Raw genomic sequence first — 19,510 nt, 5'->3', positions numbered from 1 at the left:
AGGTTCTGGTGCAAAAATGTCAAAACAGATGCAAGTAATCTTCCAAACTTGGACATACTGATACTATTACTCTAAAAAAGGACAGACTCTCCAAAGGGGGAAGTCTGTCCAAAATCAAAAAGAATTCATCGATCAACTGTTTGGACTAGTTGCTTAAGATCAGGGGTCACTAGAAATCTTTCGCTTTTTTATATTTTCTTCAAGAATTTGCACCAGAACCTAGATATGTAATATAATTTTTAAAGATATACATAATGTTTCATAAAAGGAGGTAGCGCCTTGGTATCATCGAAAGACGTCGCAAAACGCGCAGGCGTATCCCAAACGACTGTCTCACGTGTATTAAACACACCTGAATTAGTTAAGAAACCTACTCTTGATAAAGTTATGAAAGTAATTAACGAGTTAAACTATATACCTAATGCACATGCACGATCACTTGTTCAAAATAAAACGAATACAATTGCCCTTTTATCCGGACCACTAGACAATCCATTTTTTGTCGATACAACATCCGCTATTATCAATTATGCTAATGAAATGGGGTACCGTGTAAACGTACAATACGTAAACGATCAAAAATTAATTGAAGCATATGCAGCTGCTTTTGAAAATAGAGTGGATGGGATCATTTTATCATGTATTTTGATTGATGATCCGATATTCGATAAGCTCAAACAAATGGATATTCCATTCATTACATACAATCGTAAACACAAAAATAATGAAAATTTTGTGGAAATTGACAATTTTGAAGCCGGATATTTATCTGCAAAACATATAATTGAGCTAGGGCATAAAACCATTGCATGGGTTGGTGGACCATTAACCGTCAGCACATTTAACAATCGTTATTTTGGATTTCTTCAAGCGATGAAAGATTATAAAGTACCAGTGTCCGAACAATATATCTTCAACACTGATACTTCAAAACAAGATATTACACGTGCTTTTCAACGATTAATGAAACTAGAGCATCGCCCAACTGCCATTTGTACTGGTGCAGATTCACTAGCATTAAATTTGATAGACGATGCCATTAGGGAGAATATAATAGTACCAGATGACTTAAGTATCATTGGGATTGATAACGTAGACCTTAGTCAGCATGGATTAATACAATTAACTACTGTTGGTAGTATCTTAGAGCAAAATTTAGGACACTTGGCGATTCGTGAATTGATTAATATGATAGAAAATAAAAAAAATTCTTGCATTAAAATAACTGAATCTGTTAAAGTATTTAATAGAAGAACAACTGGAAAAATGAATATGTAACCATTCTTTTGTGACACGATTTATCTTTAAATAATAACTCAAACTTCTTTCAACCTTTCCTCATAGAGGAAAGGAATATCAAGAATTATTGTCGTTTTCTTAAAAATGGTTACGTATTCATTTAAGGATATGTATATTCACTACGATTTGTAAGGGCTTACAACTGAAAGGGAGGGAAATTACTTTACAAAATAGATAAATCGTCCACACAGTGGAGAATCACCGTACATACAATAATGGCTTAAACTTCTTTCAACCTTTCTCCATAAAGGAAAGGAATATCAAGAATTATTGTCGTTTTCTCAAAAATGGTTACGTATTCATTTAAGGATATACTATAGGGATATGTATATTCACTAAATTTGTAAGGGTTTACAATCGAAAAAAGGGAGAAATTATTTTATGAAATGGAAAAATCGTCTACATGGTGAAGAATCACCATACATGCCAGCGGGGCCTTTTAAAATTAGGTTACCTTTTATTCATTACCGTTTTGAGTGGCCAGACTATGTTCAAGGTCTCTTAATGTGTGCAGTAGATTTAGGAGCTATTACTCTATTAGCCCAACATTTAGGCATGCCATTTGAGGTTGCTTTAGCAGTTGTTGTATTAAATGGGCTACTTTATTTATTTCATCATATACTGGGGGATCCTGTTATTCCAGGATGGATTACACCCGCCGTTCCTCTAATAGTGTTGTTTGTTACTCAATTTGATGAGGGACCCGATCGGGTTTATGCACTGATTGCCTTTCAGTTAACATTAGGTATTTTATCAATCGTTCTAGGTATTACTGGTTTAGCAAGTAAAGTTGTTTATATGGTTCCAAATGCAATTAAAGCAGGAATTATTCTTGGAGCTGGTATTGGAGCCATCGTTTCCGTATTTGGAGAAGGTGGTCAATTCGGCACATTCCCAATCACCATTACAATCTGTATTGGTTTTGCCTTTTACCTTACTTTTTCAAAGTCATTTGAACAAATTAGAAAAAAGAATAAAGGATTTTTGTTTACGCTATTAGGAAACCTCGGAATTCTTCCAGCGATTTTTCTCGCAATTATTGTTGCTCCGCTATTTGGAGAAGCAAAATGGCCTGATATTCAATGGGGATTTAGTAAACCAGATTTTGCAACCCTATGGGCAGAGTATACTGTTTTCGGATTAGGATTTCCAGCTATGTCTTTTTTCATACAAGCCATCCCTGCAGTGCTAGCTACTTATCTAGTAGTTTTCGGTGATGTTCTTAAAACAAAAGTATTACTCTCTGAATCTGATGCCGTAAGAACCGATGAAAAAGTTGATTACGATCCAAACCGAGCACATCTAATCTTTGGTGGAAGAAACTCACTGATGAGTATGATTGGGCCTGATATTACCATGTGCGGTCCGCTGTGGGCAGCGATGCAGGTTGTAGCTATTGAACGCTTTAAAGAAGGAAAAAAAGCGATGAATTCCTTCTTTGGAGGAATTGGATCTTTCCGTTGGGGTACAAATACCGGATTATTATTACTACCTATCGTAAGCTTAGTTCAACCGATTCTAGGCGTAGCTTTAGCTTTGACTTTGCTTGTCCAAGGATACGTAAGTGTTCGAATTGGGGTTATGCAGGCACGAAGTCAACGTGATTTAGGAATAGCTGGTGTTGTAGCTGCTCTCCTTGTAATCAAAGGTGCTTCATGGGCATTTGCAGTAGGAATCCTACTTTGCTTCTTAATTTATGGTAAAGACTTCTTCAAAGGAGAAGTTGATAATACATTTGTCAAAGATTCCTTGGAATCATCTAAAAAAGAAGAAATGAAAGAGGTAATTTAAATGAAAAAGCAATATTACGTACACGGTGAATGGAAGACTACAGAGAAATTTGTAGATCTTCACTCCCCTTACTCTAAAGAAGTAATCGCTCAAATTCCACAAGCAACAAGTGAAGAAGTAGAACAAGTAATTGACATAGCCTACAACACAAGAAAACAAATGGCAGAACTGACTGCCTATGAACGTGCAGCGATTTTAGAACATATTGCACAACTATTCATTGAAAATCGACAAAAGGCAGCTGAAATTATCTCGTTAGAAGCAGCAAAGCCAATGAAATTCGCATTGGGAGAAATAGATCGTACGATTGAAACCTATAAATTTGCGGCTGAAGAAGCAAAACGTTTAACTGGAGAAATGATTCCGATGGATGCTGCGAAAAACGGAGCAAATCGCTTCGGTTACACAATTGAGCAACCACTTGGTGTAATTGGAGCCATTACACCATTTAACTTCCCGCAAAACTTAGTAGCACATAAAGTGGGACCTGCGATTGCAGCCGGGAATACAATCGTTCTTAAGCCTGCATCGCAAACACCTCTTTCAGCACTGTTTTTAGCTGAATTAATTGATCAAACGGCTTTACCTAAAGGTGCTTTTAACGTTATTACAGGTAGTGGTAGAACCGTTGGTGACGCATTGATTACAAGCGACAAAGTGAAAATGATTACATTTACTGGAAGTCCTTCTGTTGGGATTGGTATTCGCAACAAAGCTGGCTTGAAAAAAGTTGCTCTTGAACTAGGCTCGAACGCTGGTTTAATTATCGACAGAAATGTTGATTTATCCCAAATCGTTCCTAAATGTGTTACTGGGGCTTTTTCAAACCAAGGTCAAGTTTGCATTTCATTACAACGTACCTATGTAATGAATGAATTATTCGATGAATTTATTGAACAATTTACAACTGCTACTAAGCAGTTAGTCATTGGAAGCCCCCTTGCAGAAACAACGGATATTTCTGCAATGATCAATCCTGATGAACAAGAACGGGCACTTAGCTGGATACAAGAAGCTGTCCGAAACGGTGCTGAAATTGTAACAGGTGGCAATATTGAAAATGGAGTCCTCTTGCCAACCATTTTAACGAATGTAGACTCCACTCTAAAAGTATCTTGCCAGGAAGTTTTTGCACCAATTGTAGTTGTAAACAGGATTTCTTCTGTTGAAGAAGGGATTGCGGCAATTAATGATTCAAATTATGGCCTACAAGCAGGGGTTTTCACAAATGACATTCAAACAGCATTCAAAGCTTCAAAAGAGTTTGAAGTAGGCGGTGTCATGATTAACGATATTCCAACTTACCGTGTAGATCAAATGCCGTACGGAGGCGTAAAAGAAAGTGGCACGGGTAAAGAAGGTTTAAAATATGCAATCCATGAAATGACTGAAACGAAACTTATCGTTTGGAATCAAATTTAAGGAGTGACCCCAAAATGTCTGAAAAAATTATCTTTACACCAATTAGTTATACTGGATGGGATTCTCTATCTCACCTTTTGGATGAAGTAAATCGCTTTAATGTGAACAAGATTCTTGTAGTAACTGACCCGTTCTTAAAAGATATTGGATTAACAAATAAAATTGTGGATCCGCTTGAAGAAGCTGGTTATTTAACAGAAATTTATACAGATGTTGTACCTGAGCCACCTCTAGCAATCGGAGAAAAATTGGTTGCTTACACTCGTGACTATCAATTCGACATGGTTATTGGAGTTGGTGGAGGTAGTGCGTTGGATTTAACTAAGCTTGCAGGGGTATTAGCTCCACATGAAGGTAAAGTAGAAGACTACTTAAACTTAACTGGTACGAAAGAGATTACGAAAAAAGGTCTTCCTAAAATCTTAATCCCTACAACTTCAGGGACCGGTTCAGAGGTGACGAATATTTCCGTTTTATCTCTAGAAACGACAAAAGATGTTGTAGCGCATGACTACTTATTAGCTGATGTTGCGATTGTCGATCCTGCTTTAACGATTTCATTACCTCCAAAAGTAACAGCTGCAACAGGCGTTGATGCACTTACACATGCAGTAGAAGCTTATATTTCTAAAAATGCGAGCGTTGTTTCTGATGCATTAGCATTGCAAGCAATTCGCCTAATCAGCAACTCGATTCGCACAGCTGTATCGAACGGTCAAGACAAACAAGCTCGTACTGATATGAGCTATGGAAGTTACCTTGCAGGTCTTGCATTCTTCAATGCTGGAGTTGCTGGTGTTCACGCGTTAGCTTACCCTATCGGTGGCCAATTCCACATTGCACACGGTGACTCAAATGCCGTATTGCTTCCTTATGTAATGGGCTACATTCGCCAAAGTTGTGAAAAGCGAATGAAAGATATTTACGATGCAATGGGCTTTAGCTCTGCAAATCTTTCACAAGAAGAAGCTTCATATAGATGTGTAGCAGAGTTAAAACGATTAGTAGAAGATGTAAACATTCCATCTACTTTAAAAGGATTTAACATTCCTGAGGATGCGCTTGAAAGTTTAACTAATGATGCGATTGAGCAAAAACGTATATTAGCTCGTAGTCCAATGCCTTTATTAAAAGAGGATATCTATAAAATTTATAAAGCTACATTTGACGGCGTAGTCGTTGAAAAATTAGGAGATAGTAAGATTGCAGCTCATAATTGAAGATTTTATTGAGCAGTCGAGAAGGGTATAAAGAGATTTCGAAAATAGCAGTGCAGTTTAATTTGCATTGCTATTTTTTTTGAGAAATCAGTTATCACTTTAAATAACTTGAGGAGTACTAGCTAACCCATCAAGGTCATGTTTTACTTTGAAACTTTTCTTGTAGGGCTTCTTTCTTTCCAAGTATGCTTGAACCTGATTTTCACCTTTTGCTACATCTAGACCGATGACTGGATTCATTAAAATTCCTCCTTCAAAAATATAAATGCCGGTAATCCCTAAATCCTCCTCATAGTGTCATAGCTTCGCTTGTTATACGAGATCATTGTCCCAACCAGCCTTTCTACAAGGGCACTGAAAAAGTCTATTTTGAAAAATAAGAAAGCAATCACCTACTATATGTAGATAAATGCCTTCTTTTATTTACTGTATATTGATGGAGATCTCTGTTCATCGTTCAAAGAAACCACTTTTTCAGTGGCCTCGTTTCTACAAGTAGGGGGCGAACTATTTTGCGGACGAGGTCTTAGCCCCACGGGCGCGATTATAGAGCAACACAGGTGGAAAATGATCAAACTTTTTTATAAAACTGAAACTTAAATCTGCTAGATAAGAACCCATTTTGATCCTCTTTTTTCAAAATGGATTCTTCTTATTTACCGTAAAATACGGATTTGTGAGGTATTTTTGATCAAACTTTATTTTAAAGCAACATCACTCAGAATTTCCTAAAGGAAAAGGAGAGAGTGGTTAAAAAATAAACTTTAAATTACTTAAACTATTCGTATAACAATCATTTTACGAATAGTAATTGTGATATATCGAATGCACGTTTGTTATACTTGATGTAAGCATACAACTTACTCCTGGCATAGACACCTCGAGTATGGCCTGAACAACTAATTGTGACTTAGACAACTTTTGAAAATATAGTAATATACTCAATTTGTACTTTTTTAGGTTACGTTGAATCCTGTTCAGAAATAATTGAAATTCAGGAAATGGGTCTAGAAACATTTGAAGAAAAAGTACAGCAAGTGTGGAAATACGAAGAAGACGATAAGGCATTGGATGATTATCTAAAATTAGATACCTCATTCGATACTTGACCAGCTTTCAATGCTTGAACCTACACATAATAAGAAGATCCCACCCATGAGAAGCTGCATGGTAACCATCCATATGGAATCTACACAATTACCTGTTTTCTTCACAAATACTGTTCCTAATCCCCAACCAATTGCTGATTTAAGTGCAAGGAAAATTCCAATAGCAGATATATCACCGGTAAAACCACCTCTGCTTATAATTGCAACACCGGCAAAACCGAGTATTAGTCCAATGACCTTTAATCCATACATGGCTTCTCCAAGCCAAAGCCATGAAAAGATTCCAAGTAAGACCGGCTCGATAAACACTATAGTTGAAAAGAGTCTAGCTGGCATATAGCTTAACCCAATAGTTTGAAGCCCGTAAAAAATAATGATGTTAAGCAAAGCAGAAATTAAGTATAAATGCCAAGTTTCCCTTAGCCTTAATTGCTGATATCTTGGCAATGCAAAAATGAGCAATACAATACCACCTAGAACAGTTCTTATTCCAGCAAAAAGTAAGGGAGGTATATAGTCAAGTGCCAGTTTTGATAATGGCCAATTAACCCCCCACACAATAACAAGGAAAGACAGAATCAATACTGTTCTGGTTCGCGAAAGTTTTTTCATTGTTGAACCTCCTTGTTGTCAGTCTTTTCTAATCCAATAAAAGCGTCCCTTCCTGCACCTAGACCTAAAATGAGGAGTAGAATGGCCGCAATTATGATCATAGATAAAGGTACTGTCCAGCCTTTCGTGATGACATGCAGTATTCCAAAAAGAGCGGGACCAATAGCTGCAAGAAGATATCCTATAGACTGTGCCATGCCTGATAATTCTGCTGATTGATGGGACGTCTTGGTTCGAAGACTGAAAAACATCATGGATAGGCTAAAACTACTGCCCACCGCGATGCCCATTAGAATTACCGATAGAATAAGAATAAAATATCCTCCGTAGAGTAGTCCGAAAATCCTGAACAGATATAATACTGATGTCGTAATAACTAAAATACGTTGATTTGACATACCACCAGCCAAGATTGGCACAATAAAAGTAATGGGTAAAATAGCAAGTTGCATCAATGATAGTATCCAGCCTGCATTAGCAGGGCTGATACCTTTGTCAACAATTTTGCCAGTTTCTTGTATTACTTTTAACCAGCTATCTAAACTCAATCCCCATCTGACATACATGTGGGGATTATTTGCCGTTTACCATCAAACGGTTAAATAAAAAGTCCTTCTTCAGAAAATACGGAACCGCCCACTCTTGATTATCCATATTTTGGATGTTGGAAATCAAACTAGAATAATTCATCTCTTTTCTGGAAAACTATACTGCGAGAGGAGATGACTGGTCATGAAATTACTTCTGAACTTAAGAAAAAGAAAAAAATTTAAGCTTTCAGAAATGATTGATTCTTTTTCTAATGAAGAACCAGATAAATTAATAAGTTCAGACCTTTCGGCCAATGAATGTTTTTTGCGAGATATTTTTCAACAATGTTCTGATGTTGTGTTTCGTGTTGTACCTATAAACAATAAAACAAAATTACTTTTTGTTTATATTGATGGTTTATGTGACACAAAATCTCTCGATGAGATGATGTTAAATCCTGTTAGGACATCTGAAAAAAAATGTGAAGTATTTATATTTGAAGAATTTGTTGCAAATCAGCTTCGTGCGGTTGCTCAAATAAAATCAACCAAGAATGTAAATGAATTAATTAATGGGATATTAACGGCAAATGTCGCCGTTCTAGTCGAGGGAGAAACAACTGCTTTACTTGCAGATTTAAAAGGTTTTGAAAAACGGTCAATTGAAGAGCCTTCCTCCGAAACCGTCATACGTGGTCCAAGAGACGGGTTTACAGAAACATTACGTGTGAATACAAGCTTAATCCGAAAACGAATTAGGAGCCCTAGATTGAAGATAGAGTCATTTACAATTGGTAAACTTTCAAAAACGGATGTAGCAGTTGTATATATTGAAAAAATTGCAAGTGATTCTGTTATTGAGGAAGTACGAAAGAGACTCGAGTCGATTGAAATTGATGGAGTTATCGAGACTGGTTATATTGAAGAGTTTGTTGAAGATTTTCCCTTTTCTCCATTTCCGCAGATTCAAAACACCGAACGCCCTGATATCGTTTGCGGTAGTTTACTGGAAGGGAAGGTATCCATATTTGTGGACAATACTCCATTTGTTCTGATTGTTCCCATGACCTTTTGGTCGGGGTTGCAGGCCGCTGAAGACTACTATGAACGGTTTATTTATGTAACCTTTATTCGCTGGATTCGCTATATTTTATTCAATATTTCATTACTGCTTCCCTCTATATACGTTGCAGTAACAACTTTTCACCCACAGTTAATTCCAACAAATTTGTTAATAAGTATAGCATCTGCACGAGAGGATGTCCCATTTCCGCTGTTGTTTGAAGCTTTTATGATGGAGCTGATGTTCGAAGCTTTACGTGAAGCTGGGATACGGCTTCCAAAGTCAATTGGTTCAGCTGTTAGTATTGTAGGAGCGCTTGTTATAGGGGAAGCTGCTGTAGAAGCTGGTATTATCTCTGCTCCCATGGTTATTGTGGTAGCAGCCACAGGAATAGCATCATTCGCAGTACCGCGATATAATTTCGGCACTGCATACAGGCTCCTTCGCTTTCCTATACTTATCCTAGCAGGACTGTTTGGTCTCTATGGAGTCATTCTGGGAATAGTTGCCATCCTTATTCATCTTGTTCATCTTCAATCCTTTGGGGTTCCCTATTTAAGTCCGATTGCCCCGCAAAATCCAAAATATCTAAAGGATGTTTTGGTACGAGCACCTAGATGGAGTATGCATCGCCGACCTATAAAGGTAGCTGGTCAAGATAAAACCCGTATTCCTGAAGGGCGACGGACGAAAACCTGAAGGAAGGAACGAATGATGAGATGATCAAAAAATTAAAAATATGTCTTATTATACTAGTTTGTATGTTTTTAACTACCGGATGCTGGGATGAAAGAGAAATAAACAATCAGGCGATCATATTGGGGTGGGGTTTCGACCAAAATGAAGATGGAGATTATATTGGCAGTGCTCAGATTGTTGTTCCAGGGGAAGTTGGTGAGAGAAGTAGTGGTCAAGGCAAAGGATACATAGTTGAAACAGCGACAGGGAAAAGTCTTTTGGATGTAACTCAGAATTTGCAAAGAAAGCTCTCAAGGAAAGTTTTCTCAAGTCATCAGAAGGTCATTGTAATTGGGGAACGCTTAGCCAGAAATGGAATATCGAACATCCTTGATATATACAGTCGGGAGCCTGAACTTCCCATACGAACGAACTTTTTTGTTTTAAAAAACGGTGATGCATTGGATTTGCTGGAGGTACCGTACAAGATGGAAGATATGCCTTCTACTGCTGCAATGAAAATGTTCCAAAGTACAGCAGGACCAGAAAGCACTACGTTTAAGGATTTTTTGGAAGATGCGAGTTCAGAGGGAATTAGTCCGACATTACCGATTCTTGAAATTATTAGTTCTAAAAAAGAAGGGAACCAGGAGAAAGAAAAGGATACCGAGACCTTCCGGATTGGTGGGAGAGCTATTTTCAATCAGGATCTTGAGTTGGTTGGATTTTTATCCTATCGGGAGGCAGTTGATAGATTGTGGATTATTAACAAGTTAAATACTCATAAATTAACCACAAATTTATTAAGAGAAGAAGGAAATGTAGGTATTCTGGGTATGAATTTTAAAAGTAAGATCCAACCCATTATACAAAATGATCGAGTGGAATTTCATATAACGCTTTCCGGAACAGGGGTGGTTCGTGAAAATAATACAGAATTAGACCTAAAGCAGCCGAAGAATCTTCAAATAATAGAACGTTCATTTAATAAGAATTTGCAAAATCATATGATAAGTACCATTACAAAAGTTCAAAAAGAATATAAAACAGATATTTTGGGTTTTGGACAATCCGTTCATAAGAAATACCCTCGAAAATGGAAAATATGGAAAAAGTATTGGAGCAAGAAATTCTCAGATGCAGATATTACAGTTAAAGTGGACATACATATTGAGCGAACTGGGGTAACTGGTTCTCCATTACATTTGAAAGAAAGTGAGATTCAGAAATGAAAATTTCCAAGTATCAAATATTTTGGATGATTGCATCTCTAGAAATTGGAATGGTTTTGTTACTGACACAATCACCTGCTATTGAGGAAGCAAAGCAGGACGCTTGGATCTCATTTGTTTTTGCTGGGTTGGCAGGAATAGGAATCACCTTTGCTGCAGGAAAACTAAGTCTTCTCTATCCTAACCAAACATTCATTCAGTATAGTCAAATCATATTAGGGAAATGGTTAGGGAGAATAATAGTGATTCCATATTTTATCCATTGGCTTTCTGTGATCGGAGTTATTTTTCGTCAATCATCAGAAATAATCCAAATGACTTTATTTACAAGAACCCCATTGTTTATTTTAATTGTCCTTTTATTACTTTTAGTAATTTATGTGAATTGCATAGGGGGGATTGAAGGCATTGGGCGGTGTAGTGAAATCATGGGCCCGTTGATATTTTTAATGGTTATTATTACTTTGTTCCTTAATCTTAATAATATAGAATGGGATAAGATTCTACCCGTTTATACTGACTCAGGATTAAAATCTATTTTACAAGGAGGTTTAACGCCTGTATCGTTTTATGGTGAGTCGGTTTTAATAATGATGCTACTCTCTTTTACAGAAGAACCGAAAAAAGGAGTAACTTGGGCTGTATGGGGTGTAGGCGTTGTAGCTATTTTAGTGACTATTTCAACGCTAGAAATTCTAATGGTATTTGGAGCAAATTTGTCTTCAAGACTATGGTATCCATTTTTTGAGATGGCGAGATACATATCGCTTATGCAATTCCTACAAAATATAGAAATAATTGTGACTGTTATATGGATCTTCAGTATATTTATAAAATTGTCCATTTATCTATTCGTATCTAGTTATGGGATAGCTCAATGGCTAAATATAAAGGATTGGCGAAAGGTTATTTGGTTTGTAGCAATAGCTTCAATAGTACTTTCTTTGATTTATCCTAATAATAACGTAGCGTCTGTTTCTTATCTTGAAAAATATTGGCTTCCATTTGTTCTCCCCATAAATATGATAGGTATTCCCTTGCTCCTTTGGGGGGTTGGAGTTATTCGTAAAAATTCAAAACAAATTGATGAGTAATAATGCAGTTATAAATCGTGAGATGGAATGATTCCTGTTGGAGAAGAGAAATGTAGATTTATAAGTAAGCGTAAAATAGGCCCCACCTGTTTATCAGATGGAGCCTATTTTACACTTGCTTTCTTATTGTCCACTGCCAATAAGAAAAATAGAATAACATGATGACTAGTATATAATGATGATATAAATAATCTTTAAGAGTTTGATCTACTAGTTAGATCATTCCAAGCAATTATTTCTTCTTTTGAATTCTTCGCTTTTTCTACCTTCGACTTTGAAGAAAAATGTTCCTTTTCAATCAGAGATGAAACTAGTAAACTTCCAAGAATTATCCACAGTGGAGCGCTAATATTGAAAAAGTTCACACCTGACATTCCCAATAATTAAGGCAAAAAAGGCACCCATTTGAAACTTACTATCAGAAAAAGCTGTTTTTAGTGAATTGATGAGAACACCTAGCATGGCTAGTCCAGCGATCACTATAACGATCACACTTGGCAGGGCTATAACAAAAGGAACAACTAGAGTTAACGATTATTTTTCAAAAGTGAGTTGCACCGATCGGGTAAGAACGTGGGAACATCACCTCGAAGAGGAGGGTGCCACAGTGCAAGCGATAAGGTATTGGGATTACTACGGAATGACAGAAACCTTTACGGACTTGTATGATAGTGCCAATAAGGGAGAATCTTTTAGATTTTTATACGATATTATCACATCTAGAGAAAACATCTTGTTAGCCTACCGCACGATAAAAAACAACAAAGGTTCAAAGACACCGGGAACGGTTCTGGTGCAAAAACTTCAAGACAATGGCAATGAATCTCTAAATCTTGGACATACTGATACTATTACTCTAAAAAAGGGGCGTGATTAGTATGAAAAAGTAAAATCTATTCAAGTGGAAACATTATCAGCCTGATATTATTTTATTAACCGTAAGATGGTATCTACGGTACAACCTCAGTTTTCGTGATTTAGTCGAAATGATGGAAGAACGCGGACTATCTATTGCTCATACAACCATCATGCGCTGGGTTCATCAGTATGGTCCTGAATTAGATGAGCGAGTACGGCGTCATCTTAAGCCAACCAATGATTCTTGGCGGGTTGATGAGACGTATGCGAAAGTCAAAAGTCAATGGATGTACCTATATCGTGCCGTTGATTCAGAAGGAAATACGATTGATTTTTATTTAAGCAAAACAAGAAATCATAAGGCTGCAAAGCGCTTTTTCAAGAAAGCGTTGCGGTCTTTTCATGTCTCTAAGCCTCGGGTCATTACAGTAGACAAGAACCCAGCCTATCCTATGGCGATTGAAGAGTTGAAGAAAGAGAAAAAGATGCCCGTAGGTATCCAAATACGGCAGGTAAAATATCTTAATAATATTGTGGAACAAGATCATCGTTTTATTAAAAAGAGAGTTCGTTCGATGTTAGGATTGAAATCTTTTCGGACAGTTACATCTATTCTTTCGGGAATAGAAGCGATGCATATCATTAAAAAAGGACAACTTGCTTTACGGGACAAGTCTGTCCAAAATCAAGTGAAGTTCATTCATCAACTATTTGGAATGGTTTCATAAGAATAGATTCCATTAAGGGGATTTATATATACCCGTTTCCAATAAGTGCAATCTTTGCACCAGAACTCTCTTGACTCATAAGTACGCCGGTCGAAGCCTCTAACCGACCACATAGTCGCGTAAGGGATGTACTGACAACTTCTCTTGGCTGAGCCAAACGCAAAGGGCGATGAGTTCATCTGTTTGCTACACAAAACCGACCTGTTTAGCGATTTTTTGTAGGAAGATGGGGGATAGAAAGCGTTGTAATTCTTGTGAGAATAGATGTAATTCTTCAGAAAGAGAGAGGTCCATAAAAAAACGCCTTCCTTTTCGAGTATTTTACTGAAAGAATAGCGTTTTTTTCATTTTATCTTAATGGCGTGTAGTGGTATCCCTTGTATTAAAGAACTAATAAAGCAATTAATTATTCACTTAGTTTCTTCCTTTTGTCTTTCTTTTAGCATAAATACTTACATATATTTTTCTACAAAAATCATTCTGGGATAATGTTTCCCGTAGGTGGAACTCAATTGATGTACAAACTCGGTTTAACACAGTAATACAATCGTTATTACGAAAAAGCAACTGAGGTCACCTAGTGCTATTTCATTCATATCAGGTTTGTTTAGAAATTTATTCAAACCTTGCTACCAACTATATATTTGTAAGCCCTCTATTTCCTGACAGGGTTAAAATCCAAGAGTCTGCCGTACACGAGGTATATAGGTTTGACTAATCGTCAAAGCGCTGAATTCAGGGCTTTTAAGTTTAACTTTTAAGTTAGAATGTATATCACGATAAATCTGATTAATAAAAGAGAGATTTACGATATATGAACGATGAATACGGAGAAAAGAGTCTGGCAGCTTTTCTTCGAGATACTTAAGAGTGTAATTGGTAGTATACTGACCAGCAGTAGTATAAAACCATGTCTTTTTTTGATTGCCTTCAATATGAGTTATTTGATCAACAGGGATTGGAGTCCAAAATTCTCCTTGTTTTCCGATTAAAAAAGAAAGAGGTGTTTGTTTCTTTAATGAATATCTAGGTGGTAGAATCACCGTTAGTACCCCCGCATTTCCTTCCCGTCCTATTACGGGATAACCTATACCGTAATAGGAAATTCCGAATACAGAGTCATCTATAAAAGTCTCAACTCGGCCCTGTCGGTGGAAAACGCGTTCTGAAATGCTTCCTGTAGGGATTGGCTGTCCGGGACGAATTTCAATGTCGTGAAGGCCAGCATAATAATCTAAATATTTATTGTCGACTGCAATCGCTACAGACGCCTCTTTAGGAATCCAATCCTCAATCAATTTTGTTATTTGACAAACAACTAAGTTTTCCATGTTTATGCTCCCTTCTCTATATTTGGCATAATTGTAAACAATGTTTGGTACAATTGTAAACAATGTTTGGAAAATTGTAAACAATGTTTGGCGCAATTATAAACACCAAACTAATATTTGTCACCCTGCAATATTTTAAATTTTTTTATATTTCGTTAATTATTTTTTCAATTTTAATTCGTCCCTCATTATCCCTTTTCATCAGAACATAGCACGTTATATCCGAAAGACAGGACAAAAAAACCAAAAATGTTATAAAGTTGTAAAAGATAAAAGTTGTTATACGAGTTGTTTGGGAAGGAGGAAGTTAATCTTTTCAAACAATTTCGTTTGAAAGGAGGGACTTTTTTGTAAAAGTCTACCTAAAAGGTGGAGCAGGAATATACTTTCCTAATTATTTAAGCGTTTTCAATTTGAAAAATCATTTCAAAACAGAGTAGGTAAGATGGAGAAATTAATAGGAGGATGTTATGAGAAATGAATCGAATCAAACATATCAAAGAGATATAAGAAAAATGGAACTTAAATCATACAAACGATCATAAAGAAATTCGTCCAATCGTTTGTGTCAACTGTGACTGGATTACGGAAGAGTAACATAATTGCACATAACCAAGTATTGCTTCAGTAAAGAAGGTGTAAGGGGCAATTGATATTTCCAACATGTTCAATACAGAAGGCGACTTGATTTTAATAAAACTTTAGCGTGTCTTCGATTACATGTGGATAGTTAGGGTGGACTACATTATATGGAGATGATTGAATGGCCAAAATTTTTGCAATCAACGCCGGAAGTTCCTCATTGAAATTTCAACTGTTAGAGATGCCGGAAGAAGTAAATATCACAAAGGGTGTGGTAGAGCGCATCGGTTTAAAAGATTCAGTATTTACGATTGAGGCTTGTGGTAAAAAAGTAAAAGTCGTTCAAGAGATTGCTAATCATCAAGAGGCCGTAAAAATTCTTTTGAACAAGTTGCTTAGTTTAGGGATTATTTCATCATTTGATGAAATTGATGGAATCGGTCACCGTGTTGTGCATGGTGGCGAAACATTTAGTGAATCTGTGCTGATCACCCCCGAAGTATTGAGAGGGATTGAGGAAGTTTCGGAGCTCGCTCCCCTTCACAATCCAGTTAATCTTATCGGTATTAAAGCATTTTTGCATCTATTGCCTAATGTCCCTTCTGTAGCCGTGTTTGATACCGCTTTTCATCAAACAATGCCTGAGCCAGCCTTTCTTTACAGTTTGCCGTACGACTATTATCAACAATATGGTATACGTAAATATGGATTCCATGGGACAAGTCATCAATATGTATCACAACGTTGCGCAGAATTGTTGAAGCGTCCGATTGAGAAGCTTCGTCTCGTTTCTTGCCACCTCGGAAATGGCGCTAGCATTACGGCGATTAACGGTGGCCAATCGATTGACACATCAATGGGATTCACACCGCTGGCTGGACTGACGATGGGAACTCGTTCCGGAAATATTGATCCAGCACTCATCTCCTATATCATACAGAAAACAGGTCAGACCGTAGATGAAGTGGTCGACATGTTAAATAAGAAAAGCGGATTACTCGGGATATCCGGTTTCTCAAGTGATCTTCGCGATATTCAGGAAGAAGCAGAAAAAGGAAACAAACGAGCAGAACTGGCGATTCAAGTGTTTGCTGAGAGAATTCGTAAATATATCGGGATGTACGCGATACAAATGAATGGACTCGATGCGATCATTTTTACGGCAGGTATCGGCGAAAATAGTGACGTCATTCGGGCTCGTGTTCTAGAAGGTCTGGAGTTTTTAGGCGTGTATTGGAATCCATCCTTTAATAATGTCCAGGATAACCAAGTGTTCATTAGTTATCGGCATTCACCGGTCAAAGTGTTGGTCATTCCGACAAATGAAGAAGTCATGATTGCAAGAGATACCGTTCGCTTAACACCTCACAAAAGTCAGTTTGTTAGAGCATAAAAATCTTGTTTTAGGATGAAATTTTGAACATGAAGAAAGAATTATTTAATGTATAAAAAAGACTGAAAAGTTACATGTTTACAATTTTTAGATAAAGCTCTTCGGAATGTTTTTTAAAAAATTATACATATAAGGAGTGTATATTGATGGTAAATTTAAACGAAAAAGTAGCGATTGTAACAGGCGGGGCAAAGGGAATTGGACAAGCAATTACAAGAGAGTTGGCTAAGCATGGTGTAAAAGTCGTAGTAAACTATAACAGTAGCGTAGGTTCCGCAGAAAAGCTTATCGCAGAACTTAAAGAAGCAGGTAGTGAAGTATACGCGGTGCAAGCAGATGTTTCAAATTTAGAACAATCTAGAAAACTAGTAGAAGAAACGATTAATCATTTCGGTCGATTAGACATTCTTATAAATAATGCAGGAATTACAAGAGACAAAACCTTTAAAAAACTCAGTGAGGAAGACTGGCGCACAGTCATTGATGTGAATTTAAACAGTGTTTACAATACATCATCAGCTGCCTTACCTCACCTTCTAGAATCTGATGCAGGACGAATCATTAACATTTCCTCTATTATCGGACAGTTTGGTGGTTTTGGGCAAACAAACTATGCTGCAGCTAAAGCAGGATTGATTGGTTACACAAAATCATTGGCGCTTGAGCTTGCAAAAAGCAGTGTAACCGTTAACGCAATTTGTCCAGGATATATTGAAACAGAGATGGTTAAAGAAATTCCGGAAGATATCCGTGAAAAACTTATTTCTAAAGTTCCACAACGTCGCTTAGGCCAGCCAGAAGAAATTGCCCGCGGAATCATTTATCTATGCCAAGACGGTGATTATATTACAGGGCAACAGTTAAATATTAACGGTGGAATATATATGTAGATTCATAGAGGCTAAGTCAGTGGTTAGCTTACAAAGTGATTTCCGGCGAGGGAAAAAATTAATTTAACATTGGTGATGTGGATCATCCACCATAAGATGTGAAAAGGAGTTAATCGGGGAGTTCTTCCCCCCTCTCCAACTTTGAAAATGTGCTTACATCTACAATCCTGAAAGTAGCGAGGTTTTAAGCCTAAATTTATATAATAAATCTTATTTTAGGGAGACGATTAAAATGTCGAAACAAGAAATAGTTATAGTTAGTGCGGTTCGTACGCCAATCGGAAATTTCAATGGAAGTTTAAAAAATATTTCAGCACCAAAACTAGGTGCTCTTGTTATTCAATCTGCACTAGAAAAGGCTGGAATTAACCCAGAACAAATAAATGAAGTGATTATGGGAAACGTTCTTCAAGCTGGAGCAGGTCAAAATCCTGCTCGACAAGCTTCAATTCACGCGGGTATTCCTCAGGAGGTGCCGGCATTTACGGTTAATCAAGTGTGTGGCTCGGGATTAAAAGCAGTTCATTTGGCTGCACAGTCCATTTTAGCTGGAGGTGCTGACATTGTTGTTGCAGGCGGTATGGAGAACATGAGCCAAGCGCCCTATTTGTTAAACAATGCCCGTTCAGGATTTCGCTTGGGAGATCAAAAGGCAATTGATAGTATGATTCAAGATGGCTTATGGTGTGCATTTAACGATTATCATATGGGAGTTACTGCAGAAAACCTTTGTGAAAAATACGAGCTGACAAGGGAAGAACTAGATCAATTCGCTGTTCGAAGTCAACATAGAGCGTTTGTAGCAATTGAGTCTGGTCGTTTTGAAGATGAAATTGTTCCTGTTGTCATTCCGCAAAGAAAAGGAGATGCTATAGTTTTTACAAAGGATGAGTTTCCTAAACCTGGAACAAGCATGGAAACACTGGAAAAATTACGGCCAGCCTTCAAAAAAGATGGTATCGTAACGGCTGCCAATGCTTCAGGCATTAATGATGGAGCTGCCGCTGTTGTTGTAATGAGTAAGCAGAAAGCGGATGAATTGGGAATTAAGCCACTAGCCACTATTCGTGCGAATGCTAGTGCTGGTGTTGATCCAAGCATTATGGGGATTGGTCCTGTCCCAGCTACTAAAAAAGCATTGGAAATAGCAGGTCTATCCCTTGAAGACATAAATCTTATTGAAGCAAACGAAGCTTTTGCTGCACAGTCAGTAGCCGTTGGAAAAGAATTAAATTTTAATGACGAAATTTTAAATGTGAATGGTGGAGCAATTGCTCTAGGTCACCCAATTGGTGCCAGTGGAACGCGTATATTGGTTTCGTTATTGCATGAATTAAAGCGAAGAGATGAACGTTACGGATTAGCAACATTATGTATTGGTGGAGGTCAAGGTATTGCAACGGTGGTTGAACGCTTTAATGGAGACTCCCACCTATAAACAGGCAAGCTGGCTAATGCCAGTGAGATTCTGGATGACTAAACGTTCGTAGTCCATTTATGTTTTGAACAGTTTTCAAGATTAGGGGTATCCCATTACCCCCTCCATATCCAGTGCATATGTCAATATGGCATAAACTCTATAACCAAGTATATCAGATGGGTCGTTCTACATGTTTTTTTACTGAAAAAGGGGAAGAATATGACGAAAAACAGATGGTTAATTGCTTTATCGGCTATT

The 19,510-nt window shown here is 37.2% G+C and carries 14 protein-coding genes and 4 pseudogenes; 12 read left to right on the top strand and 6 right to left on the bottom strand.

The genetic code is table 11. The features are described from left to right. Positions 1-279 precede the first annotated feature (279 nt). The 4 genes from D1953_RS18015 (at position 280) to D1953_RS18000 (ending at position 5,732) form a co-directional block, all read left to right on the top strand. Positions 280-1,278 carry a LacI family DNA-binding transcriptional regulator gene (locus D1953_RS18015; protein WP_119118548.1) on the top strand — a complete coding sequence of 333 codons (999 nt, stop codon included), beginning with the start codon at positions 280-282 and terminating at the stop codon, positions 1,276-1,278. A gap of 402 nt (positions 1,279-1,680) precedes the next feature. Continuing rightward, positions 1,681-3,090: a hypothetical protein gene (locus D1953_RS18010; protein WP_119118547.1), complete on the top strand. Its 1,410-nt coding sequence runs from the start codon at positions 1,681-1,683 to the stop codon at positions 3,088-3,090. Then, positions 3,091-4,512 (top strand): aldehyde dehydrogenase family protein, encoded by a 1,422-nt coding sequence (locus D1953_RS18005; protein ID WP_119118546.1) that lies wholly within the window; start codon positions 3,091-3,093, stop codon positions 4,510-4,512. It abuts the gene before it with no gap. Positions 4,513-4,526: 14 nt separating this feature from the next. Then, a complete protein-coding gene (locus tag D1953_RS18000; protein WP_119118545.1) occupies positions 4,527-5,732 on the top strand; it encodes an iron-containing alcohol dehydrogenase in 1,206 nt (401 codons plus the stop codon). A 117-nt stretch (positions 5,733-5,849) separates the two neighbouring features. Here D1953_RS18000 and D1953_RS17995 read toward each other — a convergent pair. The 3 genes and pseudogenes from D1953_RS17995 to D1953_RS17985 form a co-directional block, all read right to left on the bottom strand. Next, positions 5,850-5,972 (bottom strand): annotated as a pseudogene (locus D1953_RS17995) (IS110 family transposase); the annotation flags it as partial. 860 nt (positions 5,973-6,832) lie between these two features. Further along, positions 6,833-7,453: pseudogene (locus D1953_RS17990) on the bottom strand (DMT family transporter); the annotation flags it as partial. After that, positions 7,450-8,001, bottom strand: coding sequence for an MFS transporter (locus D1953_RS17985; RefSeq protein ID WP_119118543.1), 552 nt, complete (start codon positions 7,999-8,001; stop codon positions 7,450-7,452). The pseudogene D1953_RS17990 and the gene D1953_RS17985, both read right to left, overlap by 4 nt. A 184-nt stretch (positions 8,002-8,185) precedes the next feature. Here D1953_RS17985 and D1953_RS17980 point away from each other — a divergent pair, with 184 nt between their 5' ends. Genes D1953_RS17980 through D1953_RS17970 form a run of 3 tightly spaced genes read left to right on the top strand, consistent with a single transcriptional unit; the run spans position 8,186 to position 12,050 of the window. Further along, a complete protein-coding gene (locus D1953_RS17980) occupies positions 8,186-9,745 on the top strand; it encodes a spore germination protein (RefSeq protein WP_119118542.1) in 1,560 nt (519 codons plus the stop codon). A gap of 20 nt (positions 9,746-9,765) precedes the next feature. Then, positions 9,766-10,956 (top strand): Ger(x)C family spore germination protein, encoded by a 1,191-nt coding sequence (locus D1953_RS17975; RefSeq protein ID WP_119118541.1) that lies wholly within the window; start codon positions 9,766-9,768, stop codon positions 10,954-10,956. Beyond that, positions 10,953-12,050, top strand: coding sequence for a GerAB/ArcD/ProY family transporter (locus tag D1953_RS17970; protein ID WP_119118540.1), 1,098 nt, complete (start codon positions 10,953-10,955; stop codon positions 12,048-12,050). Before D1953_RS17975 ends, D1953_RS17970 begins: the two co-directional genes overlap by 4 nt. 345 nt (positions 12,051-12,395) lie before the next feature. Here the strand turns inward: D1953_RS17970 and D1953_RS22265 are convergent, their stop codons facing one another. Beyond that, positions 12,396-12,512 (bottom strand): hypothetical protein, encoded by a 117-nt coding sequence (locus D1953_RS22265; protein ID WP_245980241.1) that lies wholly within the window; start codon positions 12,510-12,512, stop codon positions 12,396-12,398. Between the two features lie 145 nt (positions 12,513-12,657). Between D1953_RS22265 and D1953_RS17960 the strand changes: the two genes are divergently transcribed. Further along, positions 12,658-12,927, top strand: a complete 270-nt coding sequence (locus D1953_RS17960) for a hypothetical protein (protein ID WP_425454288.1) — start codon at positions 12,658-12,660, stop codon at positions 12,925-12,927. Position 12,928: 1 nt separating this feature from the next. Next, positions 12,929-13,636: pseudogene (locus D1953_RS17955) on the top strand (IS6 family transposase). Positions 13,637-13,703: 67 nt separating this feature from the next. Here the strand turns inward: D1953_RS17955 and D1953_RS17950 are convergent. Both D1953_RS17950 and D1953_RS17945 read right to left on the bottom strand, forming a co-directional pair. Continuing rightward, positions 13,704-13,930 (bottom strand): annotated as a pseudogene (locus D1953_RS17950) (IS4 family transposase); the annotation flags it as partial. A 377-nt stretch (positions 13,931-14,307) separates the two neighbouring features. Next, positions 14,308-14,967, bottom strand: a complete 660-nt coding sequence (locus D1953_RS17945; protein WP_119118539.1) for a LytR/AlgR family response regulator transcription factor — start codon at positions 14,965-14,967, stop codon at positions 14,308-14,310. Positions 14,968-15,730: 763 nt separating this feature from the next. Here D1953_RS17945 and D1953_RS17940 point away from each other — a divergent pair. The 3 genes from D1953_RS17940 to D1953_RS17930 all read left to right on the top strand — a co-directional run bounded on the left by D1953_RS17940 (position 15,731) and on the right by D1953_RS17930 (position 19,270). After that, positions 15,731-16,942, top strand: a complete 1,212-nt coding sequence (locus tag D1953_RS17940; RefSeq protein WP_119118538.1) for an acetate kinase — start codon at positions 15,731-15,733, stop codon at positions 16,940-16,942. 146 nt (positions 16,943-17,088) lie between these two features. Continuing rightward, the gene (phbB, locus tag D1953_RS17935) at positions 17,089-17,832 is read left to right on the top strand and encodes an acetoacetyl-CoA reductase (protein ID WP_119118537.1); all 744 of its coding nucleotides are present in this window, start codon (positions 17,089-17,091) and stop codon (positions 17,830-17,832) included. 232 nt (positions 17,833-18,064) lie between these two features. Beyond that, positions 18,065-19,270, top strand: coding sequence for an acetyl-CoA C-acetyltransferase (locus D1953_RS17930; protein WP_119118536.1), 1,206 nt, complete (start codon positions 18,065-18,067; stop codon positions 19,268-19,270). Positions 19,271-19,510 lie beyond the last annotated feature (240 nt).

Source organism: Peribacillus asahii, from assembly GCF_003570725.1.
Classification (GTDB): Bacteria; Bacillota; Bacilli; order Bacillales; family DSM-1321; genus Peribacillus; species Peribacillus asahii.
Note: the sequence above shows the minus strand (reverse complement) of the source record. Positions and strands in the feature narration are given on the sequence as shown.

What these genes read in the sequence shown, in the direction of transcription:
- D1953_RS18010 (WP_119118547.1), top strand. Translation starts at nt 1,681, where the DNA reads ATGAAATGGAAAAATCGTCTACATGGTGAAGAATCACCATACATGCCA.
- D1953_RS18005 (WP_119118546.1), top strand. Translation starts at nt 3,091, where the DNA reads ATGAAAAAGCAATATTACGTACACGGTGAATGGAAGACTACAGAGAAA.
- D1953_RS18000 (WP_119118545.1), top strand. Translation starts at nt 4,527, where the DNA reads ATGTCTGAAAAAATTATCTTTACACCAATTAGTTATACTGGATGGGAT.
- D1953_RS17980 (WP_119118542.1), top strand. Translation starts at nt 8,186, where the DNA reads ATGAAATTACTTCTGAACTTAAGAAAAAGAAAAAAATTTAAGCTTTCA.
- D1953_RS17975 (WP_119118541.1), top strand. Translation starts at nt 9,766, where the DNA reads ATGATCAAAAAATTAAAAATATGTCTTATTATACTAGTTTGTATGTTT.
- D1953_RS17970 (WP_119118540.1), top strand. Translation starts at nt 10,953, where the DNA reads ATGAAAATTTCCAAGTATCAAATATTTTGGATGATTGCATCTCTAGAA.
- D1953_RS22265 (WP_245980241.1), bottom strand. Translation starts at nt 12,512, where the DNA reads ATGCTAGGTGTTCTCATCAATTCACTAAAAACAGCTTTTTCTGATAGT.
- D1953_RS17945 (WP_119118539.1), bottom strand. Translation starts at nt 14,967, where the DNA reads ATGGAAAACTTAGTTGTTTGTCAAATAACAAAATTGATTGAGGATTGG.
- D1953_RS17940 (WP_119118538.1), top strand. Translation starts at nt 15,731, where the DNA reads ATGGCCAAAATTTTTGCAATCAACGCCGGAAGTTCCTCATTGAAATTT.
- phbB (WP_119118537.1), top strand. Translation starts at nt 17,089, where the DNA reads ATGGTAAATTTAAACGAAAAAGTAGCGATTGTAACAGGCGGGGCAAAG.
- D1953_RS17930 (WP_119118536.1), top strand. Translation starts at nt 18,065, where the DNA reads ATGTCGAAACAAGAAATAGTTATAGTTAGTGCGGTTCGTACGCCAATC.